Origin of the sequence: Rhodanobacter fulvus Jip2, from assembly GCF_000264315.1 — a bacterium.
GTDB lineage: Bacteria > Pseudomonadota > Gammaproteobacteria > Xanthomonadales > Rhodanobacteraceae > Rhodanobacter > Rhodanobacter fulvus.
On sequence record NZ_AJXU01000028.1, the window covers coordinates 1 to 25,147 of the forward strand.

General features: G+C 63.9%; 26 protein-coding genes. 16 read left to right on the forward strand and 10 right to left on the reverse strand.

Going from position 1 to position 25,147, the window contains the following annotated elements:
• Positions 1-49: 49 nt before the first annotated feature.
• The 3 genes from ykgO to UU9_RS05360 all read right to left on the reverse strand — a co-directional run bounded on the left by ykgO (position 50) and on the right by UU9_RS05360 (position 3,393).
• Complete coding sequence (ykgO, locus tag UU9_RS05350) at positions 50-175, reverse strand: type B 50S ribosomal protein L36 (protein WP_007080705.1); 126 nt, start codon at positions 173-175, stop codon at positions 50-52.
• A gap of 60 nt (positions 176-235) precedes the next feature.
• Positions 236-1,147 carry a LysR substrate-binding domain-containing protein gene (locus UU9_RS05355; RefSeq protein WP_007080706.1) on the reverse strand — a complete coding sequence of 304 codons (912 nt, stop codon included), beginning with the start codon at positions 1,145-1,147 and terminating at the stop codon, positions 236-238.
• Positions 1,148-1,374: 227 nt separating this feature from the next.
• On the reverse strand, positions 1,375-3,393 hold the full coding sequence (locus tag UU9_RS05360; protein WP_007080707.1) for an NADPH-dependent 2,4-dienoyl-CoA reductase: 2,019 nt from the start codon (positions 3,391-3,393) through the stop codon (positions 1,375-1,377).
• A 178-nt stretch (positions 3,394-3,571) separates the two neighbouring features.
• Here UU9_RS05360 and cmk point away from each other — a divergent pair, with 178 nt between their 5' ends.
• The 10 genes from cmk (at position 3,572) to UU9_RS05410 (ending at position 13,590) form a co-directional block, all read left to right on the forward strand.
• Positions 3,572-4,249, forward strand: coding sequence for a (d)CMP kinase (cmk, locus tag UU9_RS05365; protein ID WP_007080708.1), 678 nt, complete (start codon positions 3,572-3,574; stop codon positions 4,247-4,249).
• Positions 4,250-4,418: 169 nt separating this feature from the next.
• Positions 4,419-6,092: a 30S ribosomal protein S1 gene (gene rpsA, locus UU9_RS05370; RefSeq protein WP_007080709.1), complete on the forward strand. Its 1,674-nt coding sequence runs from the start codon at positions 4,419-4,421 to the stop codon at positions 6,090-6,092.
• 77 nt (positions 6,093-6,169) lie between these two features.
• Positions 6,170-6,469, forward strand: a complete 300-nt coding sequence (locus tag UU9_RS05375; RefSeq protein ID WP_007080710.1) for an integration host factor subunit beta — start codon at positions 6,170-6,172, stop codon at positions 6,467-6,469.
• 149 nt (positions 6,470-6,618) lie between these two features.
• Positions 6,619-6,867, forward strand: a complete 249-nt coding sequence (locus UU9_RS05380; protein ID WP_007080711.1) for a LapA family protein — start codon at positions 6,619-6,621, stop codon at positions 6,865-6,867.
• Positions 6,864-8,036 (forward strand): lipopolysaccharide assembly protein LapB, encoded by a 1,173-nt coding sequence (gene lapB / locus UU9_RS05385; protein WP_007080712.1) that lies wholly within the window; start codon positions 6,864-6,866, stop codon positions 8,034-8,036. Before UU9_RS05380 ends, lapB begins: the two co-directional genes overlap by 4 nt.
• Entirely contained in the window at positions 8,029-9,075 is a 1,047-nt protein-coding gene (locus UU9_RS05390; RefSeq protein ID WP_050982392.1) for a glycosyltransferase family 4 protein, read from the forward strand. Before lapB ends, UU9_RS05390 begins: the two co-directional genes overlap by 8 nt.
• Positions 9,062-10,957, forward strand: coding sequence for a polysaccharide biosynthesis protein (locus tag UU9_RS05395; RefSeq protein WP_007080714.1), 1,896 nt, complete (start codon positions 9,062-9,064; stop codon positions 10,955-10,957). Before UU9_RS05390 ends, UU9_RS05395 begins: the two co-directional genes overlap by 14 nt.
• Entirely contained in the window at positions 10,958-11,833 is an 876-nt protein-coding gene (gene galU / locus UU9_RS05400; RefSeq protein ID WP_007080715.1) for a UTP--glucose-1-phosphate uridylyltransferase GalU, read from the forward strand.
• Between the two features lie 102 nt (positions 11,834-11,935).
• Positions 11,936-13,225: an NAD(P)/FAD-dependent oxidoreductase gene (locus tag UU9_RS05405; RefSeq protein WP_007080716.1), complete on the forward strand. Its 1,290-nt coding sequence runs from the start codon at positions 11,936-11,938 to the stop codon at positions 13,223-13,225.
• The gene (locus UU9_RS05410) at positions 13,222-13,590 is read left to right on the forward strand and encodes a tRNA-binding protein (RefSeq protein ID WP_007080717.1); all 369 of its coding nucleotides are present in this window, start codon (positions 13,222-13,224) and stop codon (positions 13,588-13,590) included. The genes UU9_RS05405 and UU9_RS05410 overlap by 4 nt, the downstream gene beginning before the upstream one ends.
• 6 nt (positions 13,591-13,596) lie before the next feature.
• Here UU9_RS05410 and UU9_RS05415 read toward each other — a convergent pair whose 3' ends face one another.
• Positions 13,597-14,529: an MBL fold metallo-hydrolase gene (locus UU9_RS05415; protein WP_007080718.1), complete on the reverse strand. Its 933-nt coding sequence runs from the start codon at positions 14,527-14,529 to the stop codon at positions 13,597-13,599.
• A gap of 111 nt (positions 14,530-14,640) precedes the next feature.
• Between UU9_RS05415 and UU9_RS05420 the strand changes: the two genes are divergently transcribed.
• Positions 14,641-15,123, forward strand: a complete 483-nt coding sequence (locus tag UU9_RS05420; protein WP_007080719.1) for a TlpA disulfide reductase family protein — start codon at positions 14,641-14,643, stop codon at positions 15,121-15,123.
• Between the two features lie 84 nt (positions 15,124-15,207).
• Here the strand turns inward: UU9_RS05420 and UU9_RS05425 are convergent, their stop codons facing one another.
• Positions 15,208-16,065: a sensor domain-containing diguanylate cyclase gene (locus UU9_RS05425; protein ID WP_040670343.1), complete on the reverse strand. Its 858-nt coding sequence runs from the start codon at positions 16,063-16,065 to the stop codon at positions 15,208-15,210.
• A 122-nt stretch (positions 16,066-16,187) separates the two neighbouring features.
• Complete coding sequence (locus UU9_RS05430; protein ID WP_007080721.1) at positions 16,188-17,090, reverse strand: LysR family transcriptional regulator; 903 nt, start codon at positions 17,088-17,090, stop codon at positions 16,188-16,190.
• A gap of 105 nt (positions 17,091-17,195) precedes the next feature.
• On the opposite strand from UU9_RS05430, the gene UU9_RS05435 reads away from it, so the two are divergent.
• Positions 17,196-18,071: an NmrA/HSCARG family protein gene (locus UU9_RS05435; RefSeq protein WP_007080722.1), complete on the forward strand. Its 876-nt coding sequence runs from the start codon at positions 17,196-17,198 to the stop codon at positions 18,069-18,071.
• 21 nt (positions 18,072-18,092) lie between these two features.
• On the opposite strand, the gene UU9_RS05440 is transcribed toward UU9_RS05435, so the two are convergent.
• Both UU9_RS05440 and UU9_RS05445 read right to left on the reverse strand, forming a co-directional pair.
• Complete coding sequence (locus tag UU9_RS05440) at positions 18,093-19,052, reverse strand: alpha/beta fold hydrolase (protein WP_007080723.1); 960 nt, start codon at positions 19,050-19,052, stop codon at positions 18,093-18,095.
• 60 nt (positions 19,053-19,112) lie between these two features.
• Complete coding sequence (locus UU9_RS05445; protein WP_007080724.1) at positions 19,113-19,670, reverse strand: TetR/AcrR family transcriptional regulator; 558 nt, start codon at positions 19,668-19,670, stop codon at positions 19,113-19,115.
• A gap of 187 nt (positions 19,671-19,857) precedes the next feature.
• Between UU9_RS05445 and UU9_RS05450 the strand changes: the two genes are divergently transcribed.
• Positions 19,858-20,961 carry a hypothetical protein gene (locus UU9_RS05450; RefSeq protein ID WP_007080725.1) on the forward strand — a complete coding sequence of 368 codons (1,104 nt, stop codon included), beginning with the start codon at positions 19,858-19,860 and terminating at the stop codon, positions 20,959-20,961.
• A gap of 56 nt (positions 20,962-21,017) precedes the next feature.
• On the opposite strand, the gene msrA is transcribed toward UU9_RS05450, so the two are convergent.
• A complete protein-coding gene (msrA, locus tag UU9_RS05455; protein WP_007080726.1) occupies positions 21,018-21,524 on the reverse strand; it encodes a peptide-methionine (S)-S-oxide reductase MsrA in 507 nt (168 codons plus the stop codon).
• A 151-nt stretch (positions 21,525-21,675) separates the two neighbouring features.
• Here msrA and UU9_RS05460 point away from each other — a divergent pair, with 151 nt between their 5' ends.
• Positions 21,676-22,266 carry a TMEM175 family protein gene (locus tag UU9_RS05460; RefSeq protein WP_237710224.1) on the forward strand — a complete coding sequence of 197 codons (591 nt, stop codon included), beginning with the start codon at positions 21,676-21,678 and terminating at the stop codon, positions 22,264-22,266.
• A gap of 71 nt (positions 22,267-22,337) precedes the next feature.
• On the opposite strand, the gene UU9_RS05465 is transcribed toward UU9_RS05460, so the two are convergent.
• Entirely contained in the window at positions 22,338-23,105 is a 768-nt protein-coding gene (locus tag UU9_RS05465; RefSeq protein ID WP_007080728.1) for an SDR family NAD(P)-dependent oxidoreductase, read from the reverse strand.
• A 139-nt stretch (positions 23,106-23,244) separates the two neighbouring features.
• Between UU9_RS05465 and UU9_RS05470 the strand changes: the two genes are divergently transcribed.
• Together UU9_RS05470 and tpiA are read left to right on the forward strand one after the other, a co-directional pair.
• On the forward strand, positions 23,245-24,147 hold the full coding sequence (locus UU9_RS05470) for a LysR family transcriptional regulator (RefSeq protein WP_007080729.1): 903 nt from the start codon (positions 23,245-23,247) through the stop codon (positions 24,145-24,147).
• 228 nt (positions 24,148-24,375) lie between these two features.
• Entirely contained in the window at positions 24,376-25,134 is a 759-nt protein-coding gene (gene tpiA / locus UU9_RS05475; RefSeq protein WP_040670413.1) for a triose-phosphate isomerase, read from the forward strand.
• Positions 25,135-25,147: the final 13 nt, after the last annotated feature.

The window sequence follows — 25,147 nt, forward strand, 5'->3', positions numbered from 1 at the left end:
GAAAAGGCCGCTTTCGCGGCCTTTTTCTTCAACTCAACCCTGGCTGAAATCAGCGCTGGCGAGCCTTGAAACGCGGGTTGCTCTTGCAAATCACGAACACCTTGCCGCGACGACGCACAATCTTGCAGTCGCGGTGCCGCGCCTTGGCGGACTTCAAAGAGTTAAGCACCTTCACGGCCGGCTCCTGATACTAAACAATGGACAAGCCAGCAAGTGTAATGGCTTGTCGCGTTTATCACAAGCTGGACACCACCGCGACTTCCGCCACCGTGGCCAGGAATTTCTCCAGTGCCGGGGACTGGTCCTGGATTCGGCTGGCGGCGGCCAGCAGCAGGTAGGCGTCGGCGTCTTCCAGCGGCACATAGCTGACCCCCGCCAGCCTCACCGTGCGCATGGTGGCGGGCACCAGGGCCAGCCCGAGCCCAGCGGCCACCAGCGCCAGCAAGCCATTGATCTGCTGCGCGTGCTGGTTGATGCGCGGCTTGAACCCGGCCTTGGCGGCCAGTTTCACCAGCCGGTCGTACAAGGTGGCGGCCAGTTCGCGCGGTTGCGTGATGAAGGCATCATCGGCAACTTCGGCCAGCCGCACGCTTTTCCTGGCGGCCAGCGGATGGCCTGAGGGCAGCGCCAGCAGGAGTGGTTCGCGGTCGATCACGGTGAGGCGCAGGCTGCGGGCGTCCTTCGTGTGCTGCGGTTCGTCACGGACGAAGCCCACGTCGATCTGCCCGGCCAGCAACGCGGCGAACTGGGGTTCGCTGTACATCTCATTGAGCTGGATGCGCACGTTCGGCGCGATCTGGCCGTAACGCAGCAAGGCCTGGGGCAGGGCGGGGTGAAACGACACCGATACGGTGTACGCCAGGCGCAGTTGCCCGCTGTAGCCGGCTGCGGCCGCCAGGACGTGGCTGCGTGCCTCTTCGGCTTTGGCCAGGATCTGCCGGGCCTCTTCCAGGAAAACCCTGCCTGCCTCGGTCAGCGCCACATTGCGCTTGTCGCGTTCCAGCAACCGAACCCCGAGGTCGCGTTCAAGTGCCTGGATTTGCTGCGAAAGGGGTGGTTGCGACAGATGCAGCCGGATGGCGGCGCGGGTGAAGCTGAGTTCCTCGGCGACGGCGACGAAGTAGCGTAACTGACGGAAATCGAACATATAGCAATACCGACTAAGTGGAGCGCTAAATATATATTGGTTTCTTTATTGCGTCGGTCATAAACTGTCTCTGTCCCATCACTTCCTCCCCCTTGGTGATGGTGGCCCTCGCCCCGCAGCGACGCTATCGCGATATCTGGCTCCCCTCCCCCTCGGGCCCATATTGACGCGTCGCATTTGCGGGGCGTTCTTGTTTTGCGATCCGCCAATGCTGGCGGACCGTCGGGTCAGAGGCGGCAGCCCAGCCGCGTGCCTTGCGCAATGGCGCGTTTGGCGTCCAGTTCCGCCGCCACGTCGGCGCCGCCAATGACGTGCACCCGCAGGCCGGCGGCGATCAAGGCATCCGCCAGCGCCCGGTTCGGCTCCTGTCCGGCACAGATCACGACGTGGTCGACCGGCAGGAGGTGAGGTGCGCCGTCGACCGTGATGTGCAGTCCATCGTCATCGAAACGCTGGTAGCCCACGTTGCCCAGCATGGTGACCTGCTTGGCCTTCAGCGTGGCGCGATGAACCCAGCCGGTCGTCTTGTTGAGTCGTGCGCCAAGCCGTCCCTGGCTGCGTTGCAGCAGCCAGACTTGTCGCGCGGGTGCTTCGGGCCGGGGTTTCTGCAGGCCGGCGCGGTTCTGCAGGCTCATGTCCACGCCCCACTCGCGCGTCCAGCGCACGGTGTCGGTGGTGGGCGAGGGCAGGTGTTCCACCAGGAATTCGGCAACGTCGAAACCGATGCCGCCCGCGCCGATGATGGCGACCTTCGCGCCAACCGGGTGGTGGCGTGCCAGCACATCGAGATAGCTCAGTACGCGCGGATCATCGTGGCCGAGGAAATTGACGGCGCGGGGCGTGACGCCGGTGGCGATCACCACCTCGTCGTATCCGGCATCGCGCAACGAGGTGGCCGTTGCCGTCGTGCCCAGTTGCACGTCGACCCCGGTATCGGCCAGCTGATGGCGGAAGTAGCGCAAGGTCTCGTGAAACTCCTCCTTGCCGGGGATCTGTTTGGCGTAGTTGAACTGGCCGCCGATTTCATCGGCCTGGTCAATCAGGGTCACCGCGTGGCCACGCTCACCCAGGGTGCTTGCGCATGCCATGCCCGCCGGACCGGCGCCGATCACGGCAATGCGCTTGCGCGTTGCGACCGGCTCGGCGCGCAATTCGGTTTCGTAGCAGGCGCGAGGATTCACCAGGCAACTGGCACGCTTGTTCTGGAACACATGGTCGAGGCAGGCCTGGTTGCAGGCGATGCAGGTATTGATGCGTTCGCTGTGCCCGGCCTTTGCCTTGTTCGCCCAGGCCGGATCGGCCAGCAGCGGCCGCGCCATGGAAACCATGTCCGCTTCGCCAGCGGCAAGCACGCCCTCGGCCACCTCGGGCATGTTGATGCGGTTGGTGGCTACCAGCGGAATCGACACTTCGCCTTTCAGTTTCCTGGTGACCCAGGAGAAACCGGCGCGGGGCACGCTGGTGACAATGGTGGGTACCCGCGCCTCGTGCCAGCCGATGCCGGTGTTGATGATGCTGGCACCGGCCGCTTCGATGGCCTTGGCCAGCGTCACGATCTCATCCCACTGCTGGCCGCCCTCGACCAGGTCGAGCATCGACAGGCGATAGATGATGATGAAGTCGCGACCCACCGCTTCGCGCGTGCGGCGCACGATTTCGATCGGCAGCCGCATCCGCCGCTCGGCATCGCCGCCCCAGGCGTCGTTGCGGTGGTTGGTGCGTTCGGCGATGAACTGGTTGATCAGATAGCCTTCCGAGCCCATCACTTCCACGCCGTCGTAGCCGGCTTCCCGCGCCAGCCGTGCGCAACGGACGAAGTCGTCGATGGTGTGCTCGACGCCTCGCGACGACAGCGCGTGCGGGGTGAACGGCGTGATCGGTGACTTGAGTTTCGACGGCGCCACCGACAGCGGGTGATAGCCGTAGCGGCCGGCATGCAGGATCTGCAGGCAGATGCGCCCACCCTCGGCGTGCACGGCGGTGGTGAGCTTGCGATGCCGCGGTTTGTGCCAGGGCAGGGTGAGTCGACCACCGAAGGGCTTGAGCCAACCGGCGATGCTGGGAGCGATGCCGCCGGTGACCATCAGGCCCACGCCGCCGCGTGCCCGTTCCGCGAAATAGGCCGCCAGCTTGTCGTAATCGCGGGCCTTGTCTTCGAGCCCGGTGTGCATCGAACCCATCAGAATGCGATTGGGCAGCACGACATGGCCGAGATCCAGCGGGGTGAACAGGTGCGGGTAATTCATGGTGGCGCCACCTCAAACGGTCGTATGAATGTGCCGGTATCGAGGCGGTAAAAGCAAGGGCGCCGGTCATGCGCGGGGCGGTTGCCGCCGGAATGCGCAAGGAAGCCGACGCCCGGGCCGGGCTTCGTGGCGATGACGGGTTAAACTTCGCGATTCGACGTTACGATCAGGAATTTCCATGCCGCACGCTTCCTCCGTTCCCGTGTTGACCATCGACGGGCCGTCCGGATCGGGCAAGGGCACGATCAGCGCGCTGGTGGCGCAACAGCTTGGCTGGCATCTGCTGGATTCCGGCGCGCTGTACCGGGCGGTCGGCTACGCGGCCGGCATGGAAGGGCTGGACCTGTCGGATGTGGAGGCCGTGACGCGCTGCGCGCAGACCACCCGGATCCAGTTCCGCGCGAAGAAGGGCGCCGAGACGCGGGTGATCGTCAACGGCCACGATGCCACCGACGAATTGCGCACCGAGACAGCCGGGGCGGCGGCGTCGGCGATCGCTTCCGTGCCGTCGGTACGCGAGGCCCTGGTTTCCCTGCAATTGGGTTTCCGCAAGGCGCCCGGACTGGTAGCGGACGGGCGCGACATGGGTACGGTGATCTTTCCCGATGCCGCGTTCAAGGTTTTCCTCACCGCCAGCGCCGCCGAACGCGCGAAAAGACGCTATAAGCAGTTGAAAGACAAGGGACTCAGCGTTACACTTTCCGGCCTTCAGCGCGAAATTGAGGCGCGTGACAGCCGCGATGCATCGCGCGCGGTCGCGCCGCTCAAGCCCGCCGCCGATGCGTTGCTGGTGGATACCACCGGCATGGGCATCGACGAGGTCGTCGCGAAAGTACTCGCCGTCGTGCAGCCCTGACCGGTTGCACGGCGGTTTTTGCGCCCCTGCCGTGGCAGGGGATTTTGGCCAACGGTGGCTTGCGACCGGTTCGACAGAACCGCCGAAGACACCCTCAACCGGTGGACCGATGATTTCGTGGCCGACACAGACGCCACAGCCAGCGGTCCTTTCCCACTATGGAATCAACATGACTGAAAGTTTTGCCGAACTGTTTGAACAGAGCCAACAGGCTATCTCCAAGCTGAAGCCCGGCGCCATCGTCACCGGCATCGTTGTGGAAATCCGCAACGACGTCGTCGTGATCAATGCGGGCCTGAAGAGCGAAGGCATCGTCCCGATCGAGCAGTTCAAGGACGAGCAGGGCGTGCTGGAGGTGCAGGTTGGCGACGAGGTGAAGGTAGCCCTCGAAGCCTTGGAAGACGGATTCGGCGAAACCAAGCTGTCGCGCGAGAAGGCCAAGCGCTCGATGGTGTGGGACGACCTGGAGCAGGCGTTCGACAAGGAAGAAACGATCAAGGGCATGATCTCGGGCAAGGTCAAGGGCGGTTTCACCGTCGACATCAAGGACGTTCGCGCGTTCCTGCCCGGCTCGCTGGTCGACGTGCGCCCGGTGCGCGAGCCGACCTACCTCGAGGGCAAGGAGCTCGAGTTCAAGATCATCAAGCTGGACCGCAAGCGCAACAACGTGGTGGTCAGCCGCCGCGCCGTCGTCGAGACCGAGTTCTCCGAGGAGCGCGAGAAGCTGCTTGAGCGCCTGACCGAGGGTGCCGTCGTCAAGGGTGTGGTGAAGAACCTCACCGATTACGGCGCATTCGTGGACCTGGGCGGCATCGACGGCCTGCTGCACATCACCGACATGGCGTGGAAGCGCGTGCGTCATCCTTCCGAAGTCGTCAACGTCGGCGACGAGCTGGACGTGCGCGTGCTGAAGTACGACAAGGAGCGCAACCGCGTTTCGCTGGGCCTGAAGCAGCTGGGCGACGACCCGTGGGTCGCCATTGCCCGCCGCTATCCGGTCGGCAGCCGTCTGTTCGGCAAGGTCTCCAACGTCACCGATTACGGCTGCTTCGTCGAGATCGAGCCGGGCGTGGAAGGCCTGGTGCACGTGTCCGAGATGGACTGGACCAACAAGAACGTCAACCCGGCCAAGGTGGTTCAGGTCGGTGACGAAACCGAAGTCACCGTGCTGGACGTGGACGAGGAGCGTCGCCGCATCTCGTTGGGCATCAAGCAGACGCGTTCCAATCCGTGGGAAGCGTTCGCCGCCATGCACAAGAAGGGCGACAAGGTGTCCGGCCAGATCAAGTCGATCACCGACTTCGGCGTGTTCATCGGCCTGGACGGCGGTATCGATGGCCTGGTGCACCTGTCCGACATTTCCTGGCAGGTGTCCGGCGAAGATCTCGTGCGCGACTTCAAGAAGGGCGAAGAGATCGAGGCCGTGGTGCTGGCCGTCGACCCGGAGCGCGAGCGCATCTCGCTGGGCATCAAGCAGATGGAGCAGGATCCGTTCGGCCAGTTCATGGCCGCCAATCCGCGCGGCACGATCGTCAACGGCACCGTCAAGGAAGTCGATGCGAAGGGCGCCGTGATCGATCTGGGCGAGGGCGTCGAGGGTTACCTGCGTGCCAACGACATCGCCAAGGAGCGCATCGACGATGCCACCCAGCATCTGAAGGTGGGCGACGCGGTCGAAGCCAAGTTCACCGGCATGGATCGCAAGGGTCGCCAGCTGGCGCTCTCGATTCGCGCCAAGGACGAGGAAGATGCACCCGACGTGGCCGTCGATTATTCGGCAGCTGCAAGCGGTACGACCAAGCTTGGCGCCTTGCTCAAAGAGCAGTTCAACAAGGCTGATTGATCGGCAGCGACATTGCCGAGTTGACGCGGGGCGGCATCACGCCGCCCCGCTGTTTCATGTCACGGACATTGGGGACCATGACCAAATCCGAATTGATAGAAGCGCTGGCAAGACGCCAGACCCATCTTGCGTTCGCGGACGTCGAGATGGCCGTAAAAAGTGTGATCGAACAGATGAGTCACGCGCTGGCCCATGGCGAACGCATCGAAGTACGCGGTTTTGGCAGTTTCGCGTTGCATTACCGTCCGCCAAGGATGGGCCGCAATCCCAAGACGGGTGAAGCGGTTGCGCTCCCCGGCAAACATGTGCCGCACTTCAAGCCCGGCAAGGAATTGCGCGAACGCGTGAACCTGCAGCTGGAAAGCGCGACGGCCTGAATCACGACCACGAGTTGATCAAGGCAGGCGACAGGTGTCGTTCCTGCCTTTTTTTTGATGGATATCCATCCGCATCTTTTGCTGACCAGTGCCTGATCGTGCATGTGGCCCGGCTGTGACGACGTCAGTCAATCAGGTAAAGTCCCGCCATGCGATTGCTCGTATTGCTACTCCTCATTGCCTTCCTCGCTGCTGGCGTTTTGCTGGGGGCGTTGAATGCCGACCTCGTCGGTTACGACCTGGGCTTTGCGCGTATCCAGTTGCCCAAGGGCGCCGGCCTGCTGGGGAGTCTGGTCATCGGTTGGCTGCTCGGTGGTCTTACCGCCTGGTTCGGCGTGAGCACCGGCCATCGTCGCCAACAACGCAAGGCAAACAAGAAGCCAGCGGCTGGCGCATGAGCTTCCTGTATCTGCTGGTGATGGCGGTGCCGGCGGCCTTCGCGCTCGGTTGGTGGACCTCGCGCCGGGCAGGTGTACGTCGCTCGGGCGCCAAGGTCAGCGAACTCTCATCCGACTATTTTCGTGGCCTGAACTACCTGCTCAATGAAGAGCAGGACAAGGCGATCGAGGTGTTCCTCAAACTCGCCGAGTACAACCGCGACACGGTGGAAACCCACCTGGCGCTCGGCAATCTGTTTCGCCGCCGCGGCGAAGTGGATCGTGCCATTCGCCTGCATCAGCACCTGGTGTCGCGCCCCGGCTTGAATGACGCCATGAAAACCGTGGCCTTGCTGGAACTGGGCGAGGATTACATGCGTGCCGGGCTGCTCGATCGCGCCGAGGCATTGTTCCGTGATCTGGTGGCGATGGACGCCCACGCGCCCTCGGCGTTGCGTCATCTCATCGCGATTTACCAGCACGAGCGCGATTGGCACAAGGCGATCGAACACGCGCGCCGGCTGGAGACCATGACGGGCGAGGACGAGACGCCGATGATGGCGCAGTTCTACTGCGAACTCGCCGAACGTTCACGTCAGCACGGTGCGCGAAGCGAGGCGCGCGATTATCTCGCCCAGGCATTCGCGAGCCAGGCGCAATGCGTGCGCGCCTATATGCTGACCGGTCGCCTGCATTCGGAAGACGGCGCGTACGACGCGGCCGTGGAAGCCTACGAAGCCGCCGTCGAGGCGGATGTGGCGTTTGTGCCGGATATTCTGCCGCCGCTGCTCGACAGTTATGAACGGTCACGGCAAATGGGCCGCGCGGAGCATTTTCTGCGAGGTTTGCTCGATCGCTATCACGGTGTCTCGCCGGTTCTGGCGTTGACGAACTTGTATCGACAGCGCGACGGCGACCGGCAGGCGGTGGAATTTCTCACCGCGCAGTTGCGCCAGCGGCCGTCGGTGCGTGGGCTGATGACCTTGATCGACGCCACCATGGACAAGATCGACGGTGAGGCCAGAGAGAATTTCCAGATATTGCGCGAGTTGATGCGCAAGCTGCTGGAAGGGCAGGCGATGTATCGCTGCAGCCGTTGTGGTTTCGGCGCCAAGGCCCATCATTGGCAATGCCCCAGTTGCAAGAACTGGAGCACCATCCGGCCCATCCACGGGGTCGCCAATGAATGAGCATGGATTTGTCGTGCCAGGGCTGGCAGCGGGGTGGTTGGTATCGTCATTCGTTCTGACATCGCTGCTGGTGGGCGCCGCCATTTACTACGCGCGCCGACGCGGCATGCTCGATCAACCTGGTCACCGTCGGTCCCATCGCATTCCGACGCCGCGCGGTGGCGGCATCGGCGTGGTAGTGGCTGTGTTCATCTGCGCTTCGGGAGCGCTGCTGACCTTGTCGAGCCCAATATCCACGCTGGTTGTGGCGGGAATGGCGGCAGCGTTGTTTCTGGTGGCGTTGGTCGGGTGGTGGGATGATCATCGTCCATTGCCGGTATGGCCGCGATTGGGGACACAGGCGGCGGCCGTTGTTTTGTTTTCCTTCACGCTGATCGCTACAAACTTGTCGTGGTATTGGTTCCCGTTATTGCTGCTGGCGGGTATGTGGAGCATCAATTTGCACAACTTCATGGATGGCATCGATGGCTTGCTTGCGCAGCAAATCGTTTTCGTGGCGGGCGCCCTTGGCTGCCTGGCCTGGTCCGTTGCAGAACCGGCTCTGGCAATCGGGGCGGGTACGGTCATGACGGCCGGTGTGGGTTTCTGGCTCTACAACCGATCGCCTGCGCGCATTTTCATGGGTGACGTCGGCAGCGGCAGTGCGGGACTGCTGGTATTTGTTTTTTCCGTCCTGCTGTGGCGCGTCGAACCGTCGCTGGCATGGGCGGCACTGGTGCTTTCGTCGGCGTTCGTGACCGATGCCAGCCTGACCCTCCTGACGAGAATGACGGGCGGGCGCTCGTGGCATAGCGCTCACCGTGAACATCTTTATCAATGGATGGTGCGCAGTGGCATGTCGCACGCTGGTGTTGATGCGCGTTACCTCGGCTGGAACCTCTTGATAGCGGCGCCTGCCGCATGGTGGATGGCCAGCCATCCGGAGGCCGCCTTGCCGATTGCTGTCGCGATCTACGTAATGGCGGCGATGCTCTGGCTGGTCATGAAACGTCGCTGCCTGCAGCGCCCTGCAGCAGGAGGCCGCCATGTTGCTGCGTAAGATGGCCGCCTTCATCCATCCGCGTGTCGCCGTGGTGCTGCATGATCTCGCGGCGACGGCGCTCGCCTGGTGGATCAGCAAGCTGCTGCGCTATGCGTTGAAGCCGGACGAGATCGTCAGCTTCATGCTGTTCGAGTTTCCCATCGTGTTGCTGGTACAGGGCCTCATCTTCCGCTGGACGGGGTTGTACAAGGGCGTATGGCGCTTCGCCAGCCTGCCTGACCTGTGGAACATCCTGCGCGCGGTGCTCATGGGGGCGCTGGCGATCGGGTTGTCCCTGTTCCTCTACAACCGTCTGGAAGGCGTCCCGCGGTCGGTGTTGTTGATGTATCCGATGGTCCTGGCCGGGTTGCTGGGCGTGCCGCGGCTCACCTACCGGTTTTGGAAAGACAGTCGGGACGACTCGCGTCGTGGCGTGTCCATCAAACGGGTTTTGATCGTCGGTGCCGACCGCGCCGGCGAGGTGCTGTCACGCGATCTGCGCCGCGACAGCGGCTACGCCGTGGTGGGTTTCGTGGATGACCGCATGACGTTGCGCGGTGCCAGCATCAACGGCCATCCCGTGCTGGGTGATCTGGAACAGTTGCCCGACGTGGCGCGGGAAGCGGCGGTGGACATGCTGTTGATCGCCATGCCCGGTGCCTCGACCAACGAGATGCGCCGCGTGGTTGCCCTGTGCGACGCCACCGATTTGCCGTATCGCACCGTGCCACGTCTGGATGACGTCGTGGCCGGTCGCGCGCAGTTCAACGAAATCAAGGATGTGGCGATCGAGGATCTGCTGGGCCGCGACGCGGTGGAGCTGGACTGGACCGCGATCCGCCAGACGCTGACCACGCGCCGCGTCCTGGTTACCGGCGGTGGCGGTTCGATCGGTTCCGAATTGTGCCGGCAGTTGGCGAGGCTGGGTGCGCAATCGCTCGTCGTTGTCGACCAGAGCGAATACAACCTGTATCGCATCATCCAGGAATTGCGCGCCGACTTCCCCGAACTCATCCTGGACGGCGTGCTGGCCGACTGCGGCGATCGCACCGCCATGCACAAGGTGTTCGTGGAGGCGCAGCCCCAGGTCGTATTCCACGCGGCAGCCTACAAGCATGTGCCGATGTTGCAGACGCAGCTGCGTTCGGCCTTCCGCAACAACGTGCTAGGCACGCGCACGGTGGCCGATCTGGCCAGCGAGACCGGTGTCGAATGCTTCGTGCTGATCTCCACCGACAAGGCGGTCAACCCGACCAGCGTCATGGGCGCCTGCAAGCGCGTGGCGGAAATCTATTGCCAGAACCTGGATGCCCAGACGTCGACGCGCTACATGACCGTGCGATTTGGCAACGTGCTGGATTCGGCAGGATCCGTGGTGCCGCTGTTCCGCCGCCAGATCCGCGCCGGTGGCCCGGTGACGGTGACGCATCCAGAGATATCGCGTTACTTCATGACCATTCCGGAGGCATGCCAGCTGATCCTGCAGGCGGCGAGCCTCGGCAAGGGCGGCGAGATTTTCGCACTGGACATGGGCGAACCGGTTCGCATCCGCGACCTCGCCGAACAGATGATCAGGCTTGCCGGCAAAAAGCCGGGCAGCGAGATCCCCATCGTCTACACGGGGCTGCGCGCTGGCGAGAAGCTGTTCGAGGAATTGTTCCACCCGCTGGAAAACTACAGCGGCACCGCGCACGCCAAGATTTTCCTGGCGCAGCACCGCGAGGTGTCGTGGGAACTGCTGCATGCGCTACTGAACAAATCCGTCGACGCGGTACGGGATTTCAGGGAGGAAGATCTGCGGCGCTGCGTTTCCAGCCTGCTGCCTTCGTTCCGCTGGAGCGAAGTGGCGCAGCCCGACAACGTGGTGTCCATCCGTCGCAATGAATCAGGAGACAAGTAAGTGAGCAAGCCTCTGCGCAAAGTGGTGTTTCCCGTGGCGGGGCTTGGTACACGCTTTCTTCCGGCAACCAAGGTGGTGGCCAAGGAAATGCTGCCGGTGCTGGACAAGCCGCTGATCCAGTACGCCGTCGACGAGGCGGTGGATGCTGGCGCGGACACCTTGATCTTCGTGACCAACCGTTACAAGCACGCGATCGCCGACTACTTCGACAAGGCCTACGAGCTTGAGGCCAAGCTCCACGCCAAGGGCAAGGAGGCTTTGCTGGCGCTGGTGCAGGGGACGTTGCCCAAGAATGTCCGCGCCATCTTCGTCACGCAGCCGGAGGCCTTCGGCCTCGGTCATGCCGTGCTTTGCGCCAAGCCCGTCGTGGGCGATGAACCGTTTGGCATCGTGTTGCCGGACGATCTGATCTGGAACGGCCAAGGCAAGGGCGCGCTGCGGCAAATGGCCGAGCTGGGCGACGAGCAGCAGGCGGGCGTGATCGCGGTGGAAGAAGTCCCACCCAACGAAACCGACAAGTACGGCATCGTCGCGGCGACCGCGATCGATGAGCGCAGCGCGCGCATCGACCACATGGTGGAGAAGCCCAAGCCCGCCGACGCGCCCTCGAACCTTGCCGTGGTGGGTCGATATGTCTTGCCCAGCCGGATTTTCCAGTTGCTTGAACAGACCGCGCCCGGTGCCGGTGGCGAGATCCAGCTGACCGACGCCATCGACGCACTGCTGAAAGAGCAGGGCAAGGTGCTGGCCTACCGCTTCGAAGGCACTCGTTTCGATTGCGGCAACAAGGCCGGCCTGGTGCGCGCCACCATGCACATGGCGATGCAGGACCCGACGCTGGAGCCGACGGTGCGCTCGTTTCTCGCGGACCTCTGACCGCGCGCCAGCGCATGCACCTGCGGTGATGAGCTGAAACCCGTGCGGCATCCCGACCTCCGGCACTCGTCGGGTTGCGCGCCCGGGTTGTAGGGTGACGCCATGCCCCGCGGACTGCCTGCTTCCTATTACCGCGCCACCGCCACGCCGTATGCGCCGTATCCGACGTTGCATGGCGCGCAGGAGGCCAAGGTGGTCGTCGTGGGTGGCGGCTACGCGGGGCTGAATACCGCGCTGGGCCTGGCCGAGCGCGATGTGCGCGGGGTGATGTTGCTGGAGCGCGAGCAGGTCGGCTTCGGCGCGTCCGGACGCAACGGTGGCTTCGTTTTTGCCGGCTACTCGCTGGGCGAGCAGAGCCTGCTCGCTCAATCGGGTGGGCCGCGTGCCCGGGCATTGTTTGCGCTGACCACGGCAGCAGTGCAGCGCATCCGTCAACGTATCGCGCAATACGACATTGCTTGCGACATGGTGGACGAGGGCGTGATCTGGGCCAACTGGTTTCGCGACCCGTCCATCCTGCGTCGACGCCAGCAGTTGCTTGCCGATCACTACGACGTGCACTGGGAGACCCTGTCGCCGACGCAACTGCGTCAGGTGGTCGACAGCGCGCGGTACCACGGCGGGCTGTACGAATCCGATGCCTTGCATCTGCATCCGCTCAATTACGCGACCGGGTTGGCGCGTGCGGCGGCAAGCCGTGGCGTGACCCTGCACGAAAACAGCGGTGCGCTGCAGGTGCGCCGTGAGGGTTCGCGCTGGCGTGTCGATACGGCGCACGGCAGCGTGCTTGCCGATCAGCTGGTGCTGGCCTGTGGCGGTTATCTGGCGGGGCTCGAAGAATCGATTGATCGCGCGATCCTGCCGATCGCCACCTATGTCATGGTGACCGAGCCGCTGGGCGAACGACTGCAAGCCTGTCTGCGGACCCGGGCGGCGGTGTACGACACCCGGTTTGCGTTCGATTACTATCGACCACTGCCCGACACGCGCCTGCTGTGGGGCGCTCGCATCTCGATTCGCGAACGTTCCGCGCGTGCCATAGAACAGCTTCTCACCGCTGACATGCTGCGGGTGTTTCCTCAACTGCGGGGCGTGCGCATCGATTACGCGTGGTCGGGCCTGATGAGCTACGCGAGACACCAGATGCCCCAAATCGGTGGCAATACGGAAGGTTTGTGGTGGGCGCAGGCGTTCGGTGGGCACGGGCTGGCGCCAACCTGCGCCGCCGGCGAACTGCTTGCTGCCGCCATCGCGCACGGCGACGAGAGCTGGAAACAATTCCGCGATTACGGATTGCGCAGCACACATCGCCCCTGGGGCTACCTGGGGGCGCAAACCCACTACTGGTGGCAGCAAAGCCGCGACTGGTTGAAGAGTGAACTGGAACGATGAGCGATATCGGGCAACAAATCGCGCGCGCCCCCGGCGCCGAAATATCCTGGGCGGACTTCGAAAAGGTCGTCATGGTTGCGGGCACGGTCACGCGGGTGGAGGCATTTCCGGAAGCGCGCAAGCCTGCATGGAAGGTCTGGGTGGATTTCGGCCCGTACGGCGAGCGTAAAACCAGTGCGCAAATCGTGGCGCTCTACGGCGCCGCGGAGCTGGTCGGCCGGCAAATCGTGGGCGTCGTCAATTTCCCCGAAAAGCAGATAGGCCCGTTCCGTTCGCAGTTCCTGTTGACCGGTTTTGCGACGGAGCAGGGCGTGGTGATCACCACGCTGGAGAGGCCGGTGCCCAACGGTACGCGAATGGCTTGAGCGGATTCAGTGCCGCGCTTGCCGATCCAGCCACACCAGCAATCCTTGCGCGTTGAGTTCGATATCCATGCCCAGCAGCTCGCACAGCGTTGCGCGGCTGCCGATCCAGCCGTGCGCGGCGGCGTGTTGGGCGTAAAGATCGGTGAGAGCCTCCATCAGGCGCGCTTGCCGGTCGGGCAACTCGCCTGCCGATCGGGCCAGCGCCACCATGGCGTCGATCCGGCGGTGCAGATCGTCGGCAAGTTTTTCCACCTGCTCGACCGCGCCGTAGTGGGTGAGATGGATCGCCTCCGGCTGCAGGGCGATCAAACGATGTAGCGATGCATGCAATGCCTCGGGGTCGAATTGCACCGGCGACGTGGTGGGAATGACGAACGGTCCGTTGGCGGTATCGAACTCGCGATAACTGAGGCCGAACGTATCGCCGCTGAAGCAGCGGTTGGAGCGCTCGTCGTAAACGCACAGGTGGTGCTTCGCGTGGCCGGGCGTATCCAGGCAGCGCAGCGGTCGCCCCGCCAGGTCGATCATGTGGTTGTCCGGCGCTTCCACCACGCGCTCCAACGGGACGGGCTGCAGCCGGCCATAGGTCTGCTCCATCACCGCCTCCCCATAGACCGCGCTGGCGCCGGCCCAGAGTTGCGCGGGGTCGATCATGTGGCGTGCGCCGCGCGGGTGCACGGCCAGGCGTGCGTGGGGCAGTTGCGCCATCAATGCACCGGCGCCGCCGGCATGGTCCAGATGGACGTGGGTGAGGATCAGCCAGTCCACATCATCCGCCGTGAGGCCTGCCTGGCGCAGTGCGTCGAGCATGCGCGGCACGGCGAAATTCGTGCCGCAATCGATAAACGCGCCGCGTCCGTTTTCCACGATCAGGTAGGCGGCATCGAAACGCGGGCGCACGAAACCGGTGTCGATGGTGTGGATGCCGTGGACTGTCATGGTGCCTCCCGATGCTTGTCGGGGCAGGTTAGCAAGTTGCCGCGTGGGGATCATCCGCCGCGCGTGCAGCGCGTAAACTGTGATGTCATGCAGTCTCGACAGGAGAAGGGTATGACATCGCCCATGGCGCCCGCGTGGCAGGTGTCGCGCTGGTTCAACAGTGAACCGCTGGCCCTGGCCGACCTGCGCGGAAGGGTCGTGTTGCTGCATGCGTTCCAGATGTTGTGCCCCGCCTGCGCCATGCAGGCGCTGCCGCAGATGCAACGTGTACGGCGCGCCTTTGCGGATGAGCGCCTCGCCGTCGTGGGATTGCACACCGTGTTCGAACATCACGACGCGCAGGGGCCGGTTTCGCTGGCGGCCTTCCTGCATGAGTATCGCTACGACTTTCCGGTGGGCGTGGACGCACACGATGAGGGCGACCCGTTGCCCCGGACGATGCGCACCTATGCCATGCAAGGTACGCCAACCCTGGTTCTGATCGACGCGGAAGGACGTTTGCGCCAGCAGCATTTCGGTGTGGCGGATGATCTTGCGCTGGGCGCCAGCATCGGACGGCTTCTGGCCGAATTGCCTGTGGCGGCCGACGCCTGAGTTCCGCGCAACGCCATCGCGGCGGAACAATTCAGATGAGGTCGTTTGCCCGCCAGCGCCGGTGCCGTTGTGCGGGCGTTCCGCTCAACCGGGCAACGATCGTTGTCGCTTGGCGGCGTACATGGTGCGGTCGGCGTGGGCCAGGAGGCTGTCCGCGTCGGTGCCATCCGTGGGGAAACGGGCGATGCCGATGCTGACGTCCAGCAGGAACGGGCCATCGGGCAGGCTGAAAGGTTGCGTGAGGCGAGCGCGCAATGAATCGGCTACCCGCTGGGCCGAAGCCGTGTCGTGGCAAGCGGGAAGCAGCGCCACAAACTCGTCGCCGCCGATGCGGGCCAACACGTCGTCGGGATGGATGCTCTCTTGCAGGCGCACGGCAACGTCGCGCAACAGCTGGTCGCCGGCATCATGTCCGGCGCGATCGTTGGCAAACTTGAAGCCATCCAGGTCGAGGTAAAGCAGCGTGAAGCCATGATCGGCGTGCGCGGCTTGGTCGATGGCGGAGCGGATTTCCGCGCGCAGGCGATCACGGTTGGCCAGGCCGGTCAGGGAGTCGTGGTTCGCGCGATATTCCAGTTCGCACTCCAGACGCCGCAGCTCGGTCACTTCGCGGCCGACGCCGATACGCACGTGATGGTCGGGCAGCCAGCGCGCGGACCACTGGATGTCCACGTCATGGCCGTCCTTGTGGATATAGCGGTTGCGAAAGTGGCGCTGCAGTTCGCCTGCCATGACCGATTCGGCCTGTCTGGCGGTGGCGTCGCGGTCATCGGGATGAACCAGGTCGAAGATCAGCCGGCCGAGCACCTCGTCGGGCATGTAGCCGAAAATGCGCTGGAAACTGGCATTGACGAACAGGAAACGTCCATCGGCATCGACCACGCACACGGCATCGGGCATCAGGTCGAGTACGTCGGCAAGGGGCGGTAACGTCGGAGTCATCAATCTGCGTTGGTGGCATGCCCGGCGGCGACATGACGTCGCCGTTGCATGGATATCGAAATTACCAGAATCCTCTTCCTTCGCGGTGAAGTCGCTTCCGGCGGGTTGTCGATGCACCGGCATCAGCTTGCATGGGTGAGCCCGGCGAAGGCGGCGGGCGAGGCGTTCTCGAACCGCTCCAGCAGCAGCTTCACGAACGCCGAGACGCGCGCGCTCACATGCCGATGCGAGGGGTACAGCGCCCACACCTCCACCGGATGGGCGGCGAGCACGCCCCAGACGATCAGGCGACCGGCATCGATATCGGCCTGCACCAGCGAGCGTGGCATGGCGGCTGCACCGATGCCGGCAATGACTGCATCGCGGATCATCGACATCGACGACAACCGCAATACCGTACGGGTCGCGATGCTGCGCACGCCGCGCGCGCGGCTGAGCTGCCAGGAGGCGTCGGCCGGCGTGCGCGACAACGTGATGACCGGCACCGTGGCGTCAGCTCGTTTTGTCGGCAGAGGCAGCGACGGCGTGGCCACTGCCACCATCACGTCGCGCAGGAAGCATCGGCCGGACAACTCGGTTGAAGGGTCGGGGTTGGCGCGGATGATCAGGTCGAAATCGTCATCCACGGGATCGACGAAGCGGTCTTCCGCCACCACCTCCAGTTGTACCTGCGGATAGGCGAGGGCGTAATCCGCGGCGATGCGGCCCAGGCCGCGCTGCCCGAACAGTACCGGCGCGCTGACCCGCAGCCGGCCGCGTGGCGTGCTGATCCCGCGCCGCAGCGCATCGCCCACTTCGTCGATGTGTTCCAGCAGCGACTGGGTGCGCTCCTGCAGCTCGCGCCCTTCCATCGTCAGACGCAAGGTGTGGCCGCCACGCTCGAACAGACGCACACCCAGCGCGTCCTCGAGCTGACGCACGCGACGCGAGAGCGTGGCCTTGGGGCGGCCGGTGATCCGCGCGGCGCGACCGAAGCCGCCATGTCGCGCCACGTCGTTGAAATCGGCCAGGGCGAGGAGATCCATGGGTGTTCCATGAGTGAGACGGGATGTCCATATTATGCGGCTATCGCGCGTTTCCATGAAACACCAGGATGTGGCTCCCACATCCACAGAGACAGGAGACACCTCATGAACATTCTGGTCACGGGCAGTACCGGCACCATTGGCAGCTTGGTCGTACAAGGGCTGGCGGCACAGGGCGCCAGCGTCCATGCGCTGACGCGCAACCCAGACAAGGCGTCGTTTCCCGCCGGCGTCACCGCCGTCAAGGGCGACATGACCGACATCCCCTCGATGCGGGCCGCATTGAAACAGGTCGATACGCTGTTTCTGCTCAACGCCGTGGTCGCCGACGAGGTGACCCAGGCGATCGGTACCCTGAGCCTGGCGCGCGAGGCGGGTATCGAACGCATCGTCTATCTGTCGGTGCTCAACAGCGATACGTATACCGACGTGCCGCACTTCACCGGCAAGTACACCGTGGAACGGATGATCGAACAGCTCGACTTGCCGGTGACGGTGCTGCGCCCTTCGTACTTCATGCAGAACGACGCCAGGCTCAGGGACGGCTTGTTGCAGGGGCGCTACGGCATGCCGGTGGGCGACGTCGGGATATCGATGGTCGATGTGCGTGACATCGCCGAGATCGCGGTCGCCGCGCTGCTGCGCCGCGCGAATGCGCCGACGCCGCTGCCGCGCGAGGTGATCGAAATCGTGGGGCCGGATGTATTGACCGGCGATGCGCTGGCAACGCTCTGGTCCGGTGTGCTGGGCAAGCCGATAACGTACGCGGGCAATGACCTCGCTGCGTTCGAAGGTTTCATGGCCGGAATCATGCCTTCGTGGTCGGCCTACGACCTGCGCCTGATGCTCGCGCGATTCCATGTCGATGGCATGCTCGGCAAACCGCTGGCGATGAAAACACTTGCGGGGCTGCTTGGCCATCCGCCCCGTCGCTATCGTGATTTCGCTGCCGAGCTGGCGCTGGCCTGGCAGGCGAACTGAACGGCACGAGGCCGCCGGCGGTCATCCGGCGGCCTCGTCCGAGGTTTGGAAGAAGGCTGCCAGCTCGGAGGCTACGGCGGCGGGCTGCTCCTCCGGCATGAAATGACCGCAGTTGGCGATCCTGCCTCCGCGTACGTCTTCAGCAAATGCTCTTAACGGTGCGGCCATATCGGGGATCGAACCCTGATCCGCACTCAGGGCCAGCACGGGCATCGCGAGTTTCCCCGTGTCGGCGAATGCGCGGTTCTGGCGTGCGGATTCGGGCGTTGCCCGGTAATAGGCCAGGCCGGAGCGCAGTCCACCGGGTAGCGTGAAGACGCGCAGGTATTCATCCAGATCCTGTTCGCTGAAAACCGACGGATCGGCCGCCTTTCGACGCAGAAACCAGGCCAGGTATTCGCGCTCGTGGCCGGCGATCAGCATCTCGGGCAAATCCGGAATCACATGGAAGGCGAAGTGCCAGGTGCGCCAAGCCTGTTCCGGCGCTACCGGCAGGCGATCAGGCAAGGTCACGCCCGGGATGCCGGCGTCGAGCAGCGCCAGCGCCCGTACTTCACTGCTGTAGCGGGCGGCAAGCGGGTAGGCGACCCAGGCGCCCACATCATGCGCGGCCAGCCCATAGCGATTAACCCCGAGCTGTTGCAGCAGCGCGTGCACCTTCGCTGCCAGCGCGCCGGTATCGTAACCACCGTCGGGTCGGTCGGAATCACCTTGTCCGGGCAGGTCTATCGCGATCACGTCGTGGGTCGATGCCAGGCAGGGCATGACCTGGCGCCATGCATACCAGCTCTGCGGAAAGCCGGCCAGAAGGACGATGGTGTCGCCCCCTGGCCGCCCGCCGCGGACGTAATGCAGCCGAACGCCGTCGACGTTTGCGAACCGGTGGACAAAGCCCGGTGACGACAGCTCGGGCCTCGCGCTCGACGGGAAATCAGGCAACCGTTCTCCAGCCTGTGCATTGTTGTCTTCCCGGTCTTTCATCATGGATTCCTCTACCAATATAAAAAAGGAAATATTTATTTCCTAATAGGTCAAAAAAAATCAATCGAGGACTTTCAGGGCGAGCGAGACCAGCGCGTTCATGTCGTCGTGCGATCGCCCGGTCTTGCCGACGACGCGCATGCCCTGCAGGACGCACAGCATCAGTCGACCGGCCGCTGCACTGTCCAGATCCGCACGGATCGATCCATCCGACTGACCATCGCGGATGGTGCGGACGAGCAGTCGTTCATTGCGGGCATAGGCGGCTCGCACGCGCCGTGCAGTGTCCGCGTCCATGGTTGCCAGCTCGGTCGCGCTACCGGCCACCATGCAACCCTGCTTTCCCTCTGCTCCGGAGGATGCCACGGCGTAGAGGCCAAGCAATTCCCCGAGCTGCTCACGCCCGTTGCCCGCATGGCGCAGGGCAAGACGGCGCATCGCGTCCCTTTCCTCGACATAACGGTCGAAGGCGGCCAGGAATATCCCGCGCTTGTCCTTGAACGCCTTGTAGATACTGCCCGCGACCAGCCCGGTGGCCTGGGTGAGATCGGCAATCGTCGTTGCGTTGTAACCACGCTCGCGAAAAACCCGGACTGCTCCGTCCAGGGCTTTGGCCATGTCGAATTCTCGCGGCCGTCCGCGTCCTCGGGGGCGCGTGGTCATGGGCGGATTGGATGGACTCATGCCGCCATTTTGGAATGGATCGTTTCCAAAATCAATGGCGATCGGCAGGCGATGGATCCGGACGGATATTCACTCTCGAGACATTCAGCAACCCACACACTGGAGGGCCTGATCCCGAGTCATGCAAGTGCACCGCAATCCCGGCCCCATTTCGATTGTCCGCCATGCCGCGCGCTGTGCCGCGCTGCTGTGCGCGCTGTTGCTCCTGTCTGTCGCGATGCCCGCGTTCGGCAGCGCGTCGACCGGCCGCGGAAAGCCACTGAAGATCGACGTCGTCCGCGATCGGCTGACGCTGTCATTGACGCATTACCCGCAGGTGTATCTGCATGGCGAGATCGATGCCGGCGCGCCGCAGCGATTTGCGGCGCTGGTTGCGTCCGGCCGCATCGAAAGAGGTTCGGACGTCTATCTCAACGCGCGCGGCGATGACCGCGCTGCTGGCATGGCGTTGGGCAGGATGTTTCGCGCTGGCGGCATGGCCACGCATCTGGGTACGCCGCGACAGCCGAAGCGGGCGAGCATCGAGGCCAAGACAGCTGTCTGCATGGATGCCTGCCTCTACGCCTATCTCGGTGGCCTGTATCGCTGGGTGCCCAGCGGGCGCGACCGTATCGGATTCAGCTCGCCGCAGACGCAGGCCACGCGTCATTCGCCCGATGCCGTCACCTATCTGAAGGCAATGGGGATCAAGGATGAAATGCTTGGCAGCGAGGCGTGGCTGACGGCCGAAAAGATGACCGCTTCCGGTCTCGCCAACAATGGCCGGCTACCGACGACGGCCACTTACGATCTGTCCGCGCCGGCGCCCCGACTGGATTTGCGTCTGGCTGATCGCAAGGGAACGCACCGGCTCACGATTCAGTGCCAACCGGGCCGGACCACGGTGACGGCGTACGACGAAGTAGGCATCCCACGTGCGCGTCAGATTGCCTTGCGTGGTGGCAGCTCCTATTTTCAGCTCGGCGACGAAAAGCGTTTGAGCCAGCCGCGGGGCGGTGCGCAAGCGATTGGCAACGCGCTGGTGATCCGCCGTGATCTCCCGCCCGCCGATCTGGTGGATCTGATTTCGGCCTGGTCGGTCGGCGCATGGGTGGGCGGTCGTAGTGACGCCTTCCGTGATGGCTTCACCATGCCGTTGCAGTCGGTGCGCGCACAGCTCAAGGTTTTCTATTACACCTGCTGGCGCGTTGCGCCATGGCCACCACGGTCGAAGAAGGCGCGCTGAAAGTTGTCGTCCCGCGAACGCGCGAGCGGGGCGACAACGGTTGGCGACGTCGGGCTTCAGGCGCGCCGCGGCAGTTTCCAGTCCGGCCGGATGAAGTGGCAGGTGTAGCCGGTGGGGAAGTGTTCGAGATAGTCCTGGTGTTCGGGCTCGGCTTCCCAGAAGTCACCCGCCGGCGCCAGCTCGGTCACGACCTTGCCCGGCCACAAGCCCGACGCGTCGATGTCGGCCATGGTGTCTTCGGCCACTTCTTTCTGCGCTTCGCTGGTGTAGAAGATGGCCGACCGGTAGCTGGTGCCCCGGTCGTTCCCCTGTCGATTGACGGTGCTCGGGTCGTGGATCTGGAAGAAGAACTCCAGCAGGGTCCGATAACTGATGACCTGCGGATCGAACACGATCTCGATGGCCTCGGCATGGGTGCCGTGATGGCGATACGTCGCGTTCGGCACGTCACCGCCGGAGTAACCCACGCGGGTGGAGACGACGCCGGGCTGACGGCGCAGAAGATCCTGCATGCCCCAGAAACAGCCGCCGGCAAGGATGGCGCGATCGGTGGTGGCTGTCATCGAAATCTCCGGTGGTTGGTGTGCGGTTGAAGATGGGGATGATGCGTGGCTTTGTCGAGTGCTGGAATGACGGGCAGCCCCATCCGACGCTCGCCGTGCAACCGCGTCGGTCGTGAGGCAAGCTGTGCCACCTGGGGCCACCGGGTGGCCGATGGGGATCGACAACATGGGCAAGGGGCGGCTGGAAGCGTTCAGCGACGGCGTCATCGCGATCATCATCACCATCATGGTGCTGGAGCTGAAAGTGCCCGAAAGCCATGCGCTGGCATCGCTCGCGCCACTGGCTCCGGTACTGCTCAGCTACGTGCTGAGCTTCGTGTACGTGGGCATCTACTGGAACAACCATCACCACATGCTCTCGACCGTGCACCGGATATCGGGGCGCGTGTTGTGGGCGAACCTGCACCTGCTGTTCTGGCTGTCGCTGCTTCCGTTCACCACGGCCTGGATGGGCGAAAACCACTTCGCCGCATCACCGACGGCTGTCTATGGCGTGGTGCTGTTGATGGCGGCGGTCGCCTATTGGTTGCTGCAGCGCACGCTTATCGTGGCTGATGGCCGCGACGCCGTGCTCGCCACGGCGATCGGGTCGGATTGGAAGGGCAAAGTGTCACCGCTGCTCTATCTGACGGGCATTGCGTTGACGTTCTGGCGGCCGTGGGCGGGCCAGGCCATGTACGTGCTGGCCGCGTTGTTGTGGCTGATTCCGGATCGCCGCATCGAACGCGCCAGCAATTCCTGAGCACCACAGCTCCCTCCGTGGAGCTGGCAGCGGTGGCGTCGCGACCAGCGCCGTAGAACTTCCGTCGATGATTACAGGAACATGCCGCCGGAGGCCTCGATCCGCTGGCCATTGATCCAGCCATTGGCGGACGTCAGCAGCGACGCCACCACGCCTCCAATATCGTCCGCTTCGCCGACCCGGCCCAAGGCGGTCTGCGATGCCACGAAGGCATTCAACTGCGCGTTGTCGCGCACCGCGCCGCCACCAAAATCGGTGGCGATGGCACCCGGCGCCAGGACGTTCACGGCGATGCCGCGCGGGCCCAGTTCCTTGGCCAGGTAACGCGTGAGTACCTCGATGGCACCTTTCATCGCCGCATAAGCGGTGTAGCCGGGCAGGGTGAATCGAGTCAGGCCGCTGGAGACGTTGAGAATGCGTCCGCCATCGGCGATCAGCGGCAACAGCTTCTGGGTGAGGAAAAACACGCCCTTGAAGTGCACGTTGACCAGTTCGTCGAACTGCGCTTCCGTCGTCTCGGCAAAGCCGGCGTGCCCGCCAGTACCCGCGTTGTTGACGAGAAAGTCGAACTGCTGGCGCTGCCAGCGGCTTTCGAGCACCTCACCCACCTGTCGAACGAAGGCATCGAAGCGCTGGCTGTCGGCCATGTCGAGCGCCAGCGCCACCGCCCGGCGGCCCATGGCCTCGACCTGCGCCACCACAGCCTCGGCCTCGGTGCGATTGGTGCGGTACGTGATGATGACGTCGGTGCCCTGTTCGGCCAGTTTCAGTACGGCGTTCCTGCCCAGGCCGCGGCTGCCGCCGGTGACGAGTGCGATGGGGGATGCGTTGCGAGTCATGGATGTCTCCGATGAATAAGGGAGAGGCCACTTTATTGATCGAGGAACAAGGGATAAATTGGCATTAGTTGATTTGTATGTTCGTCATTTTTGAACAATAGCTGCTCAGCCAGACCTGAGCACCTCCACGGGAAGGCGCGTGAACAAACTCGATGCGATGCGGATATTCCTGCGGGTGGCGGAAATGGCCAGCTTCACGCGCGCCGCCGAGAGCCTGGCGATGCCCAAGGCCAGCGCGTCCATGGCCGTGCAACAGCTGGAAAGCCTGCTCGGCACGCGGTTGCTGCACCGGACGACGCGCAAGGTCAGCCTGACCCACGACGGCCAGGCTTTCTACGAGCGCAGCAAGGACTTGCTGGGGGACATGGACGAGTTGCAGTCGATGTTCCAGCAAGGTGGCCAATCGCTGCGCGGGCGCTTGCGGGTGGACATGTCCACCGGCATGGCCTGCAACATCGTGATCAGGCGATTGCCGGAATTCCTGCAGGCGCATCCATCGATCGAGCTGGAGTTGAGCAGCACCGATCGCCTGGTCGATCTGGTACGTGAGGGTTTCGACTGCGTGTTGCGCGCCGGCCCGCTGGCGGAAAACAACCTCGTGGCCCGTCCGCTCGGCAACCTGCGCGTCATCAATTGCGCCAGCCCCGACTATCTGCGCCGCCACGGCACGCCGCAAACGTTGGAGGATCTCTCGGCACATCGACTGATCCACTACGCGTCCACGCTGGGCAGTAAACCGCCGGGGTGGGAATATCCCACCGCCACGGGATACGCGTGCCTGCCGATGGAGGGCGTGCTGACGGTCAACAACACCGAGGCCTATACGACGGCCTGCCTGGCCGGGTTGGGGCTGATCCAGTCGCCCGTTGCAAGCCTGCAGCCGTGGATCGAGCAGGGGCAACTGGTGGAAGTGCTGCCGCAATTTCCAGCCGAGCCGATGCCGCTGTCGATCCTGTACGCCAACCGCCGCAACCTGCCCGGTCGGGTTCGCGAGTTCATGGGTTGGCTGGAAGGTTTGCTGGCGCCTTATCTGCAGTTGTGACGGTCCTCGCGTGGGTGATCCCGGCTCCAACATGCGTTCCTGGCCCTCGCCGATCTCCAACCCTCACGACTCGGGATCGCGCACAAATGTGAATTGGTATGGTCCGATGGTGCCCGTGGTATCAATTTATAGGCAAAGTGGTACTGGATTGCGGCGGGCGGCATGACCAGTTTGCCGGGGGGCAGGGGCATCAGTAAGCTTGCCGCTCGCTCGCCTATGAAGCAGACCATGCGCAGAAAACTTGTGGCCGGAAACTGGAAGATGTACGGCAGTCGCTCGATGGCCTCGGACCTGGCCGGCGCCATTGCCGCCAGCATGCCGACCGACATCGATGTAGCCGTGTTTCCCCCGTATCCATACATCAACACCTTGAGCGAACAACTTGCCGGCACGGCCCTGCAATGGGGCGCGCAGGATGTAAGCGAACATGAAGGTCAGGGCGCCTATACCGGCGAGGTAAGCGCCGCGATGCTGGCGGAAGTCGGTGTGGACTATGTATTGGTGGGTCATTCGGAGCGCCGCCGCTATCACGGCGAAAGCAACGAATGCGTCGCGCGAAAATTCGCGGCCGCGAGGGCGGGAGGACTTACCCCCATCCTTTGTGTCGGTGAAACCCGCCAGCAGCGTGACAGTGGTGAAACCGAAAACGTCATCGGCGAACAACTCGAAGCGGTCCTGCGACTCAGCGGAATTGCGAGTTTCGACACGGCGCTGGTCGGGTACGAACCGGTGTGGGCGATCGGCTCCGGCGAGACGGCAACGCCGCAACAGGCGCAGGACGTTCACGCGTTCATTCGTAGCAAACTCGAAAAAGAAGATGTTACAATCGCCCGTCTGACTAGGCTGCTTTATGGCGGCAGCGTCACCGCGGTCAACGCCGCAAAGCTGTTTGCGCAACCGGACGTCGATGGCGGATTGGTCGGCGGCGCAGCCTTGACTGCAACCGACTTCCTAGACATCTGCGCCGCGGCGCACCAAGCGCCATAGGCTCCGAGAAATC

Coding starts and splice junctions, on each gene's coding strand:
- UU9_RS05355 (WP_007080706.1), bottom strand. CDS start 1,147: ATGTTCGATTTCCGTCAGTTACGCTACTTCGTCGCCGTCGCCGAGGAA.
- UU9_RS05360 (WP_007080707.1), bottom strand. CDS start 3,393: ATGAATTACCCGCACCTGTTCACCCCGCTGGATCTCGGCCATGTCGTG.
- cmk (WP_007080708.1), top strand. CDS start 3,572: ATGCCGCACGCTTCCTCCGTTCCCGTGTTGACCATCGACGGGCCGTCC.
- rpsA (WP_007080709.1), top strand. CDS start 4,419: ATGACTGAAAGTTTTGCCGAACTGTTTGAACAGAGCCAACAGGCTATC.
- UU9_RS05375 (WP_007080710.1), top strand. CDS start 6,170: ATGACCAAATCCGAATTGATAGAAGCGCTGGCAAGACGCCAGACCCAT.
- UU9_RS05380 (WP_007080711.1), top strand. CDS start 6,619: ATGCGATTGCTCGTATTGCTACTCCTCATTGCCTTCCTCGCTGCTGGC.
- lapB (WP_007080712.1), top strand. CDS start 6,864: ATGAGCTTCCTGTATCTGCTGGTGATGGCGGTGCCGGCGGCCTTCGCG.
- UU9_RS05390 (WP_050982392.1), top strand. CDS start 8,029: ATGAATGAGCATGGATTTGTCGTGCCAGGGCTGGCAGCGGGGTGGTTG.
- UU9_RS05395 (WP_007080714.1), top strand. CDS start 9,062: ATGTTGCTGCGTAAGATGGCCGCCTTCATCCATCCGCGTGTCGCCGTG.
- UU9_RS05405 (WP_007080716.1), top strand. CDS start 11,936: ATGCCCCGCGGACTGCCTGCTTCCTATTACCGCGCCACCGCCACGCCG.
- UU9_RS05410 (WP_007080717.1), top strand. CDS start 13,222: ATGAGCGATATCGGGCAACAAATCGCGCGCGCCCCCGGCGCCGAAATA.
- UU9_RS05415 (WP_007080718.1), bottom strand. CDS start 14,529: ATGACAGTCCACGGCATCCACACCATCGACACCGGTTTCGTGCGCCCG.
- UU9_RS05420 (WP_007080719.1), top strand. CDS start 14,641: ATGACATCGCCCATGGCGCCCGCGTGGCAGGTGTCGCGCTGGTTCAAC.
- UU9_RS05425 (WP_040670343.1), bottom strand. CDS start 16,065: ATGACTCCGACGTTACCGCCCCTTGCCGACGTACTCGACCTGATGCCC.
- UU9_RS05430 (WP_007080721.1), bottom strand. CDS start 17,090: ATGGATCTCCTCGCCCTGGCCGATTTCAACGACGTGGCGCGACATGGC.
- UU9_RS05435 (WP_007080722.1), top strand. CDS start 17,196: ATGAACATTCTGGTCACGGGCAGTACCGGCACCATTGGCAGCTTGGTC.
- UU9_RS05440 (WP_007080723.1), bottom strand. CDS start 19,052: ATGAAAGACCGGGAAGACAACAATGCACAGGCTGGAGAACGGTTGCCT.
- UU9_RS05445 (WP_007080724.1), bottom strand. CDS start 19,670: ATGGCCAAAGCCCTGGACGGAGCAGTCCGGGTTTTTCGCGAGCGTGGT.
- UU9_RS05450 (WP_007080725.1), top strand. CDS start 19,858: ATGCAAGTGCACCGCAATCCCGGCCCCATTTCGATTGTCCGCCATGCC.
- msrA (WP_007080726.1), bottom strand. CDS start 21,524: ATGACAGCCACCACCGATCGCGCCATCCTTGCCGGCGGCTGTTTCTGG.
- UU9_RS05460 (WP_237710224.1), top strand. CDS start 21,676: ATGGGGATCGACAACATGGGCAAGGGGCGGCTGGAAGCGTTCAGCGAC.
- UU9_RS05465 (WP_007080728.1), bottom strand. CDS start 23,105: ATGACTCGCAACGCATCCCCCATCGCACTCGTCACCGGCGGCAGCCGC.
- tpiA (WP_040670413.1), top strand. CDS start 24,376: ATGCGCAGAAAACTTGTGGCCGGAAACTGGAAGATGTACGGCAGTCGC.